Source organism: Ruegeria sp. BHSB056, assembly GCF_059613305.1.
Window position 1 is genome coordinate 1 of the sequence record NZ_JBXWSG010000100.1, and the last position, 12,820, is coordinate 12,820.

The window sequence follows — 12,820 nt, forward strand, 5'->3', positions numbered from 1 at the left end:
GCAGATGCTGTTCACCGAAACGCTGGAGTACCAGCAGGAGGTGAGCGAGCGTCTGGGGCTTACCAACATTCGCATCATCCGGGCCGAGGATGCAGAAGTTGAGCGCGAAGACCCATACGGCGCGTTGCGCCTGCGCGACACGGACGCGTGCTGCAACCTGCGCAAGACGTTCCCGCTGCAAAAAGCACTGGTGGGGTTCGATGGCTGGATAACCGGACGCAAGCGGTTTCAGGCAGGCACGCGCGCCACTCTGGAATTCTTCGAGGTCGAGGACGGAACAGGCCGGATCAAGGTCAACCCGCTGGCCCATTGGGCACCCGAGGATGTGCGCGCCTATATGGAAGAAAACAACCTGCCCCGGCACCCGCTGGTGGCCAAAGGATACCCTTCGATCGGCTGTGCGCCCTGCACCTCGCCGGTCAAAGAGGGCGAAGACCCCCGCGCCGGACGCTGGCGCGACCAGAACAAGGAAGAATGCGGCATCCATTTTGTCGATGGCAAGATGATGCGCGTCGGAGAGAAAACATGAACGTAATCGTAACGGATCAGGGCTTTTCGCCCGATGACTGGACCGACGGCTTTGTCACTCTGGATGATGCCGCCAATGACGTGGTCGCGCTGGACGTCAGTTCCGAGACTGACCCAGACGAACTGTATGACCGGTTGGGCGGCACCAGGCTGGTTCGGGTGGACTTCCCGTCTTTCGCAGATGGTCGCGGATTTACCATCGCTCGCACATTGCGCCTGAAGGGCTACAAAGGTCGGCTGCGCGCCAAAGGGCATGTGCTTGCCGATCAATACGCCATGGCGCGCCGCAGCGGCTTTGACGAGGTCGAGATCGACGGAGAACTGGCAGACCGCCAACCCGAGAATCAGTGGCTGGCCCGCGCGAACTGGAAAGAGAATAACTATCAGGCTCGCCTGCGCGGCTGATCCCGCGATTGCCAGCCTGTGACGCAAAGGGGGCAATCTGTCCCCTTTTCCTGACTTGGATCAAAGATTAAACGGAGATGTCGGTTTAGCAGACCGGCAGGTAAACGATGACAGAGATGAAGCCCGTGAGCGAAGCAACCGCCGTAAAAGTCCCCGTCCTGCCGGACGCGCAAACTGTAACCGATGTCAAACACTGGACCGACAGCCTGTTTTCTTTCAAGGTGTCGCGCCCGGCCTCGCTGCGTTTCCGCTCGGGCGAGTTTGTGATGATTGGTCTTCTGGGCGACAACGGCAAGCCGTTGCTGCGCGCCTATTCCATCGCCTCGCCCTCGTGGGATGAAGAGCTGGAGTTTTATTCGATCAAGGTTCAGAACGGCCCGCTGACCTCAAAATTGCAACATATCAAACCGGGTGACCAGATCATCCTGCGTCCAAAACCGGTTGGCACCTTGGTGCATGACGCCCTGCTGCCCGGCAAACGCCTGTGGTTCTTTGCGACCGGCACCGGCTTTGCGCCCTTTGCCTCGCTGCTGCGTGAACCGCAGACCTATGAGGATTATGATGAGGTCATCATCACCCACACCTGTCGCGAAGTGGCAGAGCTGGAATATGGCCGTCAACTGATCGACAGCATCCGTCAGGACGAACTGTTGGCCGAACTGATCGGTGAAGGATTTGCCGACAAGATCCGCTATTACCCGACTACCACACGGGAAGAGAGCCCCAAGATGGGCCGCATCACTACCTTGCTTCAGGACGGCACCGTGTTTTCCGACCTGGGTATTGACGGCGGCATCAAGCCTGAAACCGATCGTGCAATGGTCTGCGGTTCGCTGGCTTTCAACTTGGATATCAAGGAAATCCTAGAAGGGTTTGGATTGCGCGAAGGTGCCAACTCGGAACCCAAGGAGTTTGTTATCGAAAAAGCCTTTGTCGGTTAAAGTGGGCTTGCGTTCAGGACTTGGCCGCCCTGAACGCGAAAAACACCGGCAGAAAACAAGTTTTTTCGCATTACCCTGTATTTATGCCGCTTGAAGTGCGGCCCTGCCCGGTTTAAATTCCGGGCTCGAAATTCTGCAATCATCAAAGGAATGAACCCATAGCTCGCAGACCTCACAACGCGCCGCCACAAAGAGACACCGGCCCGCGCGTCAATGATAAGATCCGTGCCCCCGAAATTCGCCTGATTGGCGCCGAAGGTGAAAACGTCGGGGTGGTTCATCCCGCCAAAGCCATGCAGATGGCCGCAGATGCAGGTCTTGATCTGGTCGAAATCTCGCCTAACGCAAACCCGCCGGTCTGCAAGATCATGGATTTCGGCAAATTCAAATACGAAACGCAAAAACGCGAAGCCGAAGCCCGCAAGAAGCAAAAGATCATCGAGGTAAAAGAGGTCAAGTTCCGGCCAAACACCGACACGCATGACTATGACGTCAAAATGAAGAACGTCTTTAAGTTTCTGGAAAAGGGCGACAAGGTCAAAGTCACCCTGCGCTTTCGTGGCCGTGAAATGGCACACCAAAACCTGGGTCGCGAGTTGCTGGAACGTGTGGCTGAAGACATCAAAGAGGTCGGCAAGATAGAAAACATGCCGAAGATGGAAGGCCGTCAGATGGTCATGATGATCGGCCCGCTTCCGCATAAGTAATCGAAAACCAGTTGAAAGACTAAGGGCTCTCGCTGACTTAGCGAGAGCCTTTTTTGTTCTCACGGTGCTAGATAGCAACAGCCAGTGCGCGACCAAGTTTTTGTACTAGCTCCTCAATATGGGCGTCCTCGATGATAAAGGGCGGCGCCAGCAGGACATGATCGCCATTCCGGCCATCCCGCGTGCCAGCCATAGGATAGCAAATCAACCCTTCGGCCAGCGCTGCCTTTTTCACCTTTCCTGCGATGCCACGTGATGGATCAAAGGGTGCCTTGGAGTCACGGTCAGCGACCAGTTCAACACCACAGAACAACCCGCGCCCACGGATATCTCCCACGTTCGGGTGCTGTCCGAATGCAGCCTCGAGGGCGGATTGCAGCTTGTTGCCCATGACCCCGGCACGCGCTGGTAATTCCCGTTCGGTCAACTCACGGACTACCGCCAATGCGGCGGCTGTGGCGACCGGATGACCGACATAGGTATGCCCATGCTGGAAAAACCCTGATCCGTCCCGGATAGCGTCATAGATTTTGCTGGTGCACAGCATAGCTCCGATTGGTTGATATCCGGCCCCCAACCCCTTGGCAATACACAGAATATCTGGCGCGATGCCGTCATGATCGCAGGCAAACATGTGACCGGTTCGGCCCATACCGCACATCACCTCATCCAAAATCAGCAACACACCATAGTGGTCGCAGATTTCGCGAATACGCTTGAAGTACCCTTCAACCGCCGGGACCGCACCAAGGGTGGCCCCAACCACTGGTTCGGCCATAAATGCCATGACCGTATCGGGACCCAGCCGCAGGATTTCAGATTCCAGCTCATTCGCCACACGCTGGCCATAGTCAAAGCTGCTCTCGTCTTCCGATTTTTCGGCATATTCGTAGCAGGCTGAGATATGGGTCATCTCGATCAGCATCGGGGCGAATTGCGCCCGTCTCCATGCGTTACCCCCAGCGGACAAAGCCCCTAAAGTGTTGCCGTGATAGCTTTGCTTTCGCGCGATAACGTGACGGCGTTCAGGTTGTCCGATTTCTAGAAAGTACTGGCGCGCCAGTTTGATTGCCGCTTCGGTCGCCTCGGACCCGCCCGAAACAAAATACACCCGGTCCAGATCCCCCGGCGCGTGCCGGATCAACAATTCAGCCAAAGCCTCGGCCGGTTCCGATGTCATGAACCCGGTATGTGCAAAAGCGATCTGTTCCACCTGTTGCTGTACCGCTTGGATCACGGCCTGATTCGAATGGCCCAGACAAGACACCGCCGCATCACCGCAATCCAGGTAACGCTTGCCCTCTGCATCAATTAGATAACAGCCATCGCCACCGATCGCGACAGGGAGGTCCGATTTCGTGTGACGTGGGAAAACATGACTCATTTCTGTGCCCTTCCAAGCAATTCAACTAATGCTGCGACCGAAGCCGCGTTATCTGCCCACGGTCTGCCATCGGCCCCCGTCAGACTGTTTTCAAAACCAACCCGCACGTCACCACCGCGTCGCGCAGCCTCGGCCAGACAGGCATGTTCTTGCGCTCCAAAGGCGCACACCATCCAACGAGCCTGGCATTTTGGAAAGGCGTCGAGATCGGATGGCATAGATTGTTGGCACTCGCTGTATCGCCCCAGAACAAGCAAACGATCTGTCTGATCCGCCTGTACGATGCCCAAAGCGAGCCACTGGTCCAGTAAGTGTGCATCGTCAGCGTCATACAGAATATGCTGAACCCGCGTGCTCTGATCCGCGCATTGTGCATAGACCCTGGGCGCAAGGTTCAGGTCGCGGGCGATTTCACGCACCGAGATTGAGGCCCATTCAGGTCGCACCTTTTGCAAACAGTCCAGTTGCGATGCTACGTCAAACCGCCCAACGGCTTCGGTCGTGATCTGTAGCTCCATTTTTGGAACCTCTCGCTGCAATTCCGAGAGCGTTTCCAGGTACAATCCGGCGTCCAGTGAATGCCGTCCGTCAGAATCCCGAATATGCAGATGCAACCCATCCGCACCTGCGGCATGGCAATCCCGTGCAGATATAACGATCTGGTCAATCCTGAGCGGCAAGGCGGGATGATCCAACGCGTTCCGCCGGGCACCGTTTGGCGCAACCAGAATGTAGGGCCTGTCCAAGCTGTCAGTTGTTTTTGATGTCATAGCACCACCCAAGTCTTTGCCTTCAGTTAGAGTCTCCGGATGACGTTTTCAATTTACACAAAAGAAAACATATGTTTCTTTTTGCTATGGCACCCACCCTTACAGCCTTGACCAGCCAAATTCGACGCGAGATCGACGAGATGCCTGCGCACATGCAAGTCGCGGCGAAATATATCATCGACCATCCCGGTGATTTCGGCCTGAACCCGGTCCGGGTGACCGCTGACCGGATCGGCATCAGCACCAGTGTTCTTGTTCGACTGGCGCAGCGTATGGGTTTCGACAGTTTTGACGCCTTCCGCCACCCATTTCGCCTTGCCCTCACAACAGACAGCGAAGACAGGATAGGTCAAGAGTGGCTAACCACATCACCCGGCCAAGACCTTTTCCACGGCGCACAGGCCAGATTCGCGCGCAATGAGATGAATGTTGTGTCCCGCTCTCTGCGTCTGATGGAGCCGAATTTGGCCAAGCGTGCCGTTGAGTACATGGTGTCTGCACGTCGCTGTTATGTGACCGCCACAAGGGCCAGCCATGCGCTGGCCTATTATTTTCACTACGCCGGCCGCATGGCCCATCCCGGATTACAGCTGATACCTCGGCACATGGGCTCGGCCATCGACGACCTAGTCGAGGCCACGTCCGAGGATTGTTTATTTGCCGTCACGGTCCATCCCTATTCCGCAGATACGATCCAGTCGATGCGCTTTGCCCGCGACCGAGCCATGAAGATTGTGTTGCTGTCGGATAGCGAGGTGATTGCCCCCGGCGTAAATCCGGATGTGGTTCTGAGCGTCAGCACCCGCACATTACATCCGTTTTCAAGCTTTTCTGGCGCGATGGCGGTTCTGGAATGCCTGCTTGGTCATCTCTTTGATGCAGGGGGCGAAGCTGCCCGGGATAGGGTCGAACAGTTTCAGAAAGCGCGGGAGGACACCGGCGCGTATTGGCGACCCGGCGTGTTGCCAAGGATGAGAAAACCCTAGAATATCAGTAATAAATTGGCCGCAAGCGCGGTGTGATATGCCATATCACGAACCTTGGCGGCGGTCAGTCGTTTCGTTTCGCTCGCGGCTGAGGTCTGGTCGGGATTTCCTTCAGCAATCCGCCAACACCCATTCCGGCAATATCTGCACCTGTTGTTTCAATCCCGCATGCAACACGCGACAGCACCCAATCCGCCCCATTCAACGCCGGAGAGCGGGCGCATCCCGGCAAGCCGATCACAGGTCGGCCCTGCAAGTCCCCCAGAAACAGCAGGTTTCCCGGATCAACCGGCATACCAAAGCGATCAATCGTCCCACCGGCCTGCCGAACGGCCGACGGTGCGACATCGTTCGGATCCGAGGTGGCCGATCCCGTCAATATCATCAGAAGATCGCCCTTCCCCTTAGAAATCGCGCTGGTCAAGGAATCTGTTCGATGCGGAACAATCTGCGCCTGCGCAAGCTCCATTCCCAATGCCTCGACCCGTCCCCGAATGGCCGCAATCCCCTTCTCGTTCGGTGGGCCACCGGGAATATCCGTGACAACAAGCCCGGCTGTCCGATGAACAGGCCGCGCCAAACGCACAGCCCCTTGTGCCAGCCCGGCGGCGCGCCGAACATCAGCCTCGGGCACAGCGTATGAGATGACCTTGATGGTCGCCACCATGCCGTTCGCCCCCATTTGCTGGTATTGCGGAACGGTCGCAACGGTAATCATCGGATTGACCAGATTGAACAATTCAAGTGCACGAACATCAAGCACGGCAACCCCAGGCCCGTCGGCCAAAAGGTTTACCCGCCCGGTAAATGCCTCGGTTACCCGCAAGTTGGCTGAAGCTGGATCAGGTGCCAACGCAGACGCCAGCTTGCGCGCCGCCTGATCTTCATGGCAATCACCTGTATCCAGCCGGGCAACAATGACCTCGTTTAGACCAGCCTTTTCCAGTTGCGCCACATGTTCCGAGCGCAATTCGAGCCCTTTGCGAAGCTTTCGCCCATCCGCTTTAACCGAATGCGCCAGAATGGCCCCCTCTGCCCGGGACACCGGTACAGGCCCAAATTTCATGCTTTCCCTCGAAGAACTGCAGTGATCTGCGCCAGTATCGCAACCGCGATTTCCGAGGGACCGGCTGCCCCGATATCCAGGCCAATGGGCCCATGAATGCCGGAGATTTGCGCATCGGTGAAACCGGCCGCTTTCATACGCTCAATGCGCTTGGCGTGGGTGCGTGTTGACCCTAATGCACCAATATAGAACACATCGGCGTCCAATGCGGCTTGTAGCGCCGGATCATCAAGTTTTGGGTCATGTGTCAGCAAAACAATCGCGGTCCGCGCGTCCAAACCCAGCTTCGCAACGGCTTCATCCGGCCAATCCGTCAGGATCGTTTCGCCGGGAAAACGCGCACTGGACGCGAAGGCGTCACGTGGATCGATGATGGTTGGATCGTAGCCCGCAATCCGCGCCATCGGCACCAGAGCCTGCGCAATGTGAACCGCCCCAACGACCAGCAACCTAAGCGGCGGGTTGTGCACTGCGACAAAGGTCTGGCCATCTTCTTCGAACCCTGACCGATCCATGCGCAGCCTGTCGGCATAAGCATTGCGGCGCAACGCCCTGCGCCCGGTCTCGACATTGACTTCGTAGGCAATGGGCGCACGAGCGGCCCGAGCGGCAACCAGTTCCGCCAACATAGGTTCGGACAGGACTTTTCCTATGGGTTCGACAAGAATGCGTATGGTCCCCCCACAGGCCAAACCAACCGCAAAGGCATCGTCGTCACTGACCCCGAATTCAAGCAAACGCGCTTCGCCTTCGTCAATGGCTTCAAGCGCCTCGACGATAACAGCACCCTCGACACATCCGCCAGAAACGGAACCTTCGATCCGACCATCGCCACCAATCACCAATTGGGATCCCACCCGCCGCGGCGCACTGCCCCAGGTTTCGACAACTGTAGCGAGCGCCGCGCCGCGCCCGCTGCGGTGCCAGTCAAGCGCCGTTTCAGGACTGTTGTCGAATCGCTCCATCGGAACCTCCGGATGACCTATGACACCAACATAAGCGGGATTTGCGGGATGAAAAGCGCACCAAGCTTACCAAAAGGTCTATATTGAACCCCATAAGGCAACGCCACGGCCTGAAAGATATTCAACAAATCATAGCATTGATTGTTTGTGACCCGAGTTCTAGCCTGTACAGGCAACCGGCATCGGGTCTGGCTTGCATACCAAAAAATTCAAAGATCGGAGACATGCAGTTGAAACGATTTCTTGCACTGGGCGCGGCAGTTGGTCTTTTGACTTCAACCGCAGCGTGGGCTGACACATTCCAACGCTATGGAGAGGTTGAAGGCTGGAAAGTCTTCATCGACAATGAAAAGAAATCCTGCCTGATCGAGGCCGTCGATGATGCGGAAAACGTCGTTCAGATGGGCCTGACCGAAGATCGCGGTGTCGGATATGTCGGCGTGTTCACCAAGGCTGAAACCGATATCAAACGTGGCGAGACGCAAGAAGTCGCCATCCTGCTGGGCGACAACATCTATCTGGGTGAAGCGACCGGCATGAAAGGTAACATCACCAAAGGCTATTCCGGTGGATATGTCCTGTCGGACAGCCCTCAGTTCGCGGATGATCTGGCCAAGAAAAAGGTCATGATCGTTTTCCCCGAGACATCCTATGCCTTCACGGTCGATCTGACAGGCACTTACAAAGCCATGGAGATGGCCCGCAAGTGCAACGAAGAGCAGCTGTCGTAAGCTGCTAGTCGGAAAGCGCGGCCATCAGCCGTGCTTTCTGCCCCTGGTCGTCGGGTTGTGAAATCGCTGTGGCCAAGTCTTCGAGTGAGGCAATCGAATGCCCTGCGCGAAAACTGTCAACATGCGGCAGCATCGCGGCAACGCCTTGCGCCCTGGGTGCGAACCCGTCCCAACGCAACAAGGGATTCAGCCAGATCAGGCGTTTTGAGGAAAGGTGCAGACGCTCGATCTCTTTCCTGAGGAGCTCGGGATCACCCCGCTCGAGCCCGTCGGTGATCAGCAGAACGACCGCCCCTTGCCCCATCACCCGGCGTGACCAGTCCCGATTGAATTGATGCAGACACTCTCCGATGCGAGTGCCGCCCTCCCAATCCTGCGCCTCGGCCCCTGCGGCGGCAAGTGCCGCGTCTACATCCCGTTGGTGCAGGTGGCGCGTTATGTTGGTCAGGCGTGTGCCGAATGTGAATGCATGGACCTTGGCCCAACCAGCACCCTTGGCGTTCGATACCGTGTGCAGGAAATGCAAGATGATCCGACTGTACTGGCTCATCGAGCCGGAAATATCGCAAAGCGCGACAAGATTTGGCCAGCGTGGTTTGGGTTGTAGCCTCGCTATGTCGCGCAACTCACCCCCTTGCCGCATGGCCGCGCGCAAGGTGCGGGCACGGTCGATGCGGTGCCCCAGATGACTGGTCTGCCCGCGGCGTGATTCAATTGGCTTTACTGGCAGTGTCATCCGCGCCAAAACGCGCTTGGCCTGCGCGATTTCGGCGGTGCTCATCTGCTCGAAGTCCAGATTGCGCAGCCGCTCTTCGGACGAAGCGGTTTGGGTTGCGTCGATTTCGATCTCGGTTTCGCCTTCCTCTTGCCCGGCAGCGTCCGGCAAATCACGCTCAACCCCGTCCAGCAACGCCTCAGCCGCGCGCTTTTCACCGGCGTCGGCCTTGCGCTCTTCCTGAACGCCCCGAATGGCAGGAAGCATCATCGCCATCATGTGTTCCATGTAACGCGGGTCTCGCCAGTACATTCGGAAGACTTGCGCAAAAACCACGCGGTGTTCCGGGCGGTTCACGAAACAGGCGTGTAAGGTCCAGTAGAAATCCTGTTTCTCGGAAAAACCTGCCGCTTGCACGGCACGAATAGCGTCGATCACGCGACCGGGTCCGATCGGCAACCCTGCCTTTCTGAGTGCGCGGGCAAAATGGGTGATGTTGTGCGCCAGCTTTGGGTTGTCCGGGATATCCAGCGCTAGATGTTCGGCCATCAGACGCTATGGGGGCTCTGCCCCCATACCCCTGGAGTATTTGGAAAAAGATGAAACATCAGACCGGTTCGAGCGTGGCCTTGGCCTCGTCGAGGATGCGTTTGGCCTCGGACCCCTGAAGTTTTTGAATGTCGTCCTGATATTTTAGGATCGCACCCAGCGTGTCGCCGATCACCTCGGGGCTGAGGTTCAACACATCCAGCGCCAACAGGCATTTCGCCCAGTCGATGGTCTCGGCCACACCGGGTTTCTTGAACAAATCCTCGGTGCGCAAACGTTGAACGAAGGCTACAACCTCGCGACTAAGCCCTTCCGCAGCTTCAGGCGCGCGCGCATGCAGAATTTCGATCTCACGTTCGAAATCGGGATAATCAACCCAGTGATACAGGCAGCGACGCTTGAGGGCATCGTGCACTTCGCGGGTCCGGTTCGACGTGACAATTACAATCGGTGGTTCGGGTGCTGCAACAGTGCCCAGTTCAGGAATCGTGACCTGAAAATCACTCAGTGCTTCCAGTAGAAAGGCTTCGAACGGTTCATCGGTCCGGTCCAGTTCGTCGATCAGAAGAACCGGCGCTCCATTTTCGTCCGGGCGCATTGCCTGCAACAAGGGGCGTTCGATCAGGTATTCATCCGAAAACAGTTCCGCCTGCAACGCGCCCCTGTCGGCCCCACCTGCGGCCTCGGCCGTTCGGATCGCGACCATCTGCGCCGGAAAGTTCCATTCGTAAACGGCAGAAGACGCATCCAGACCTTCGTAGCATTGCAGACGGATCAGGCGCCGGTTCAACCCGGATGCCAGAGCCTTGGCGATCTCGGTCTTTCCCACCCCTGCCTCGCCTTCCAGAAACAACGGGCGTCCAAGCTTCAGCGACAGGAACACAACCGTCGCAAGGGCGCGACCACAGACATAGCCCTGACGACCCAGCATCTGCTGCACGGCATCGATGGAAACTGGCTGTGTCATGAAACCCCTTTCTGCTTTAGGGATAAACAGGTCATGCAACCGTCTGGCCGTCAAGGCCTCAACCTTGCTCAGAGCTACGACGTTCAGGTCGGTTGACAAGATTTTCTTTGCGGCTTGCGCGGACGCAGTTGGTCTTTCGCAACAGCTATGCTAGCGGAAGGCCATGACCGACACCCTTACGCTCCGCCGCCCCGACGACTGGCACCTGCATCTGCGCGATGGCGCGATGCTACAGGCCGTCCTGCCCGAAACCGCGCGCCATTTCGCCCGTGCGATCATTATGCCGAACCTAGTGCCGCCGGTTGTGCGTGGCGACCAAGCTGTCGCCTATCGAGACCGCATTCTGGCGGCCCTTCCCGACGGTATGACGTTCGAGCCGCTGATGACCCTGTATCTGACCGAAAATACAGATGCCGCAGATGTCGCAGCGGCCCATGCCAGCGGTGTGATCAAAGCCGTCAAGCTGTATCCTGCCGGGGCTACGACCAACTCTGCCTCGGGTGTGCGCGATTTCGACAAAGTGCGCCCGGTGCTTGAGAAGATGGCCGAAATCGGCTTGCCCATGTGCGTACATGGCGAGGTGACGGATCCCGAGATCGATATATTTGACCGCGAAGCCGTGTTCATCGACCGTGTTCTTGATCCGATCCGCAGATCGACACCGGGCTTGCGTGTGGTGATGGAACATATCACCACGTCCAATGGTGTGGATTATGTCAAAGCCAACGCGATTGATCTGGGTGCAACGATCACGGCGCATCACCTGATTATCAACCGCAACCACATCTTAGTTGGTGGCATCAAACCGCATTACTACTGCCTTCCCGTTGCCAAGCGCGAAGAACACCGTCTGACCCTGCTATCCGCTGCAACATCGGGCGATGCGCGGTTTTTTCTGGGTACAGACAGCGCCCCGCACACGGATGCAAACAAGGAAATGGCTTGTGGCTGTGCCGGTTGTTTCACAGCGACCAACACTATGTCTTTGGTCGCCGAGATGTTTGACCGGGAAGGTGCTTTGGACAAGCTGGAAGGATTTGTGTCGCTCAACGGGCCAGGTTTCTATCGCTTGCCCGTGAACCAGGAGATGATCACCCTGACCAAGGGTGAGCCCGTTTCGTATCCCTCAAAGATTGACACAGGCGATGGACCGGTCACTGTGTTTGACCCGGGCTTTCCGTTGCACTGGCGCGTGGCTTAACCCGCCACTTGTTCGGCCAAATCGCGAGCACGTCCCCCGGTGCGCAGCATCGACCAGATCGTGTCCGCCTCATCCGCGCCGATCAGCTTGGTCGCTTTGTCGCGCACGCGATCCTCGCGGTCAGACAGCGATATTGGGTTCAGCAGATCATGCGTTGCTTCACGGCGAATACCATCGCGACGCAGCAGGGACAGACGCGCCTGCGTTTCTGACAGGCTGTCATCTGCCTCGACCGTGATGCGGTCGCGCAAAGACGTAACACGCGGGTCAAGGCAGACCCTGTCAGTGAAACTGACTGGCAAAGCCGTATCATATCCCAGCGCCTGCATCGCGATCACTGTCCGATAGGAAAACTTGGCCCCCAGTCCGGTTGTCGGTGACAGCTGATTGCACACACTCATCCAGCGCGGATGCGTTTTTATCCGGATCTCGGCGACCTCGGGTTCTGCTATGTCCAACTCCCGCGCGGCTTCCAACGCGGCGTGAAGACCGTGGCAACAGGCGTGAAACTTGTGGCTGACCGTTTCAAACAGCCATTCATCGCCCAACCCATCCAGAGCAGTTTGGTCTGCCGCGCCTTGATGCGTTGCGCCAAACCCAAAAGGACCTTCCAGCGCGTCGGCGTTGGCCTGAAAACCGCGCTGCACCAGCAAGGCTGTCTCGACCCCTGCCGAAGCGGCAAGTCCGGCGTTATACGGCTTGCCCATGGTTCCGAACTGCGCCTTCAGCCCCGCCGCACGCGTTGCCGTCAGACCCAGAACCATTCGCATCTTGTTTGCGTTAAACCCCAGCAAACGGCCAACAGCAACTGCCGCCCCGAAGGCACCGGATGTTGCCGTCTGATGAAACCCTGCCTGATAGTGGCCGCGTCCAAGCCACAAGCCAATTCGGATTGAGGTTTCCAT

14 protein-coding genes are annotated in these 12,820 nt (G+C 57.4%); 7 read left to right on the forward strand and 7 right to left on the reverse strand.

The annotated features are described in order from the left end of the window. From AC2FND_RS17570 to infC, 4 genes are all read left to right on the forward strand, one after another. The coding region (locus AC2FND_RS17570) for a phosphoadenylyl-sulfate reductase (RefSeq protein WP_496771107.1) at positions 1-529 on the forward strand (529 nt) is incomplete at its 5' end. Beyond that, positions 526-933 (forward strand): DUF934 domain-containing protein, encoded by a 408-nt coding sequence (locus AC2FND_RS17575; protein WP_496771108.1) that lies wholly within the window; start codon positions 526-528, stop codon positions 931-933. The genes AC2FND_RS17570 and AC2FND_RS17575, both read left to right, overlap by 4 nt. Positions 934-1,040: 107 nt before the next feature. Continuing rightward, positions 1,041-1,874 (forward strand): ferredoxin--NADP reductase, encoded by an 834-nt coding sequence (locus tag AC2FND_RS17580; RefSeq protein WP_209504075.1) that lies wholly within the window; start codon positions 1,041-1,043, stop codon positions 1,872-1,874. A gap of 245 nt (positions 1,875-2,119) precedes the next feature. Beyond that, positions 2,120-2,581 (forward strand): translation initiation factor IF-3, encoded by a 462-nt coding sequence (gene infC / locus AC2FND_RS17585; protein ID WP_480505816.1) that lies wholly within the window; start codon positions 2,120-2,122, stop codon positions 2,579-2,581. Between the two features lie 67 nt (positions 2,582-2,648). Here the strand turns inward: infC and AC2FND_RS17590 are convergent, their stop codons facing one another. Together AC2FND_RS17590 and AC2FND_RS17595 are read right to left on the reverse strand one after the other, a co-directional pair. Further along, complete coding sequence (locus AC2FND_RS17590; RefSeq protein WP_496771109.1) at positions 2,649-3,965, reverse strand: aspartate aminotransferase family protein; 1,317 nt, start codon at positions 3,963-3,965, stop codon at positions 2,649-2,651. Continuing rightward, the gene (locus AC2FND_RS17595) at positions 3,962-4,735 is read right to left on the reverse strand and encodes a beta-keto acid cleavage family enzyme (RefSeq protein WP_496771110.1); all 774 of its coding nucleotides are present in this window, start codon (positions 4,733-4,735) and stop codon (positions 3,962-3,964) included. Before AC2FND_RS17595 ends, AC2FND_RS17590 begins: the two co-directional genes overlap by 4 nt. A gap of 71 nt (positions 4,736-4,806) precedes the next feature. On the opposite strand from AC2FND_RS17595, the gene AC2FND_RS17600 reads away from it, so the two are divergent. Continuing rightward, positions 4,807-5,721, forward strand: a complete 915-nt coding sequence (locus AC2FND_RS17600; RefSeq protein WP_496771111.1) for a MurR/RpiR family transcriptional regulator — start codon at positions 4,807-4,809, stop codon at positions 5,719-5,721. Between the two features lie 64 nt (positions 5,722-5,785). Here AC2FND_RS17600 and AC2FND_RS17605 read toward each other — a convergent pair whose 3' ends face one another. Both AC2FND_RS17605 and AC2FND_RS17610 read right to left on the reverse strand, forming a co-directional pair. Continuing rightward, positions 5,786-6,787 (reverse strand): molybdopterin-binding protein, encoded by a 1,002-nt coding sequence (locus AC2FND_RS17605; RefSeq protein WP_496771112.1) that lies wholly within the window; start codon positions 6,785-6,787, stop codon positions 5,786-5,788. Continuing rightward, the gene (locus AC2FND_RS17610; RefSeq protein WP_496771113.1) at positions 6,784-7,752 is read right to left on the reverse strand and encodes an XdhC family protein; all 969 of its coding nucleotides are present in this window, start codon (positions 7,750-7,752) and stop codon (positions 6,784-6,786) included. The genes AC2FND_RS17605 and AC2FND_RS17610 overlap by 4 nt, the downstream gene beginning before the upstream one ends. Before the next feature lie 224 nt (positions 7,753-7,976). Here AC2FND_RS17610 and AC2FND_RS17615 point away from each other — a divergent pair, with 224 nt between their 5' ends. Further along, positions 7,977-8,483, forward strand: coding sequence for a hypothetical protein (locus tag AC2FND_RS17615; RefSeq protein WP_209596080.1), 507 nt, complete (start codon positions 7,977-7,979; stop codon positions 8,481-8,483). Between the two features lie 4 nt (positions 8,484-8,487). Here AC2FND_RS17615 and AC2FND_RS17620 read toward each other — a convergent pair whose 3' ends face one another. Then, complete coding sequence (locus tag AC2FND_RS17620; RefSeq protein WP_496771114.1) at positions 8,488-9,747, reverse strand: vWA domain-containing protein; 1,260 nt, start codon at positions 9,745-9,747, stop codon at positions 8,488-8,490. Between the two features lie 58 nt (positions 9,748-9,805). Further along, positions 9,806-10,714 carry an AAA family ATPase gene (locus AC2FND_RS17625; RefSeq protein ID WP_496771115.1) on the reverse strand — a complete coding sequence of 303 codons (909 nt, stop codon included), beginning with the start codon at positions 10,712-10,714 and terminating at the stop codon, positions 9,806-9,808. A 163-nt stretch (positions 10,715-10,877) separates the two neighbouring features. Here AC2FND_RS17625 and pyrC point away from each other — a divergent pair, with 163 nt between their 5' ends. Next, positions 10,878-11,915 (forward strand): dihydroorotase, encoded by a 1,038-nt coding sequence (gene pyrC, locus AC2FND_RS17630; protein WP_496771116.1) that lies wholly within the window; start codon positions 10,878-10,880, stop codon positions 11,913-11,915. On the opposite strand, the gene AC2FND_RS17635 is transcribed toward pyrC, so the two are convergent. Continuing rightward, a partial coding sequence (locus AC2FND_RS17635; RefSeq protein ID WP_496771117.1) for an MmgE/PrpD family protein occupies positions 11,912-12,820 on the reverse strand: 909 nt, incomplete at its 5' end. The two genes, pyrC and AC2FND_RS17635, sit on opposite strands and share 4 nt — an antisense overlap.

Coding starts and splice junctions, on each gene's coding strand:
- AC2FND_RS17575 (WP_496771108.1), top strand. CDS start 526: ATGAACGTAATCGTAACGGATCAGGGCTTTTCGCCCGATGACTGGACC.
- AC2FND_RS17580 (WP_209504075.1), top strand. CDS start 1,041: ATGACAGAGATGAAGCCCGTGAGCGAAGCAACCGCCGTAAAAGTCCCC.
- AC2FND_RS17590 (WP_496771109.1), bottom strand. CDS start 3,965: ATGAGTCATGTTTTCCCACGTCACACGAAATCGGACCTCCCTGTCGCG.
- AC2FND_RS17595 (WP_496771110.1), bottom strand. CDS start 4,735: ATGACATCAAAAACAACTGACAGCTTGGACAGGCCCTACATTCTGGTT.
- AC2FND_RS17600 (WP_496771111.1), top strand. CDS start 4,807: ATGTTTCTTTTTGCTATGGCACCCACCCTTACAGCCTTGACCAGCCAA.
- AC2FND_RS17605 (WP_496771112.1), bottom strand. CDS start 6,787: ATGAAATTTGGGCCTGTACCGGTGTCCCGGGCAGAGGGGGCCATTCTG.
- AC2FND_RS17610 (WP_496771113.1), bottom strand. CDS start 7,752: ATGGAGCGATTCGACAACAGTCCTGAAACGGCGCTTGACTGGCACCGC.
- AC2FND_RS17615 (WP_209596080.1), top strand. CDS start 7,977: ATGCAGTTGAAACGATTTCTTGCACTGGGCGCGGCAGTTGGTCTTTTG.
- AC2FND_RS17620 (WP_496771114.1), bottom strand. CDS start 9,747: ATGGCCGAACATCTAGCGCTGGATATCCCGGACAACCCAAAGCTGGCG.
- AC2FND_RS17625 (WP_496771115.1), bottom strand. CDS start 10,714: ATGACACAGCCAGTTTCCATCGATGCCGTGCAGCAGATGCTGGGTCGT.
- pyrC (WP_496771116.1), top strand. CDS start 10,878: ATGACCGACACCCTTACGCTCCGCCGCCCCGACGACTGGCACCTGCAT.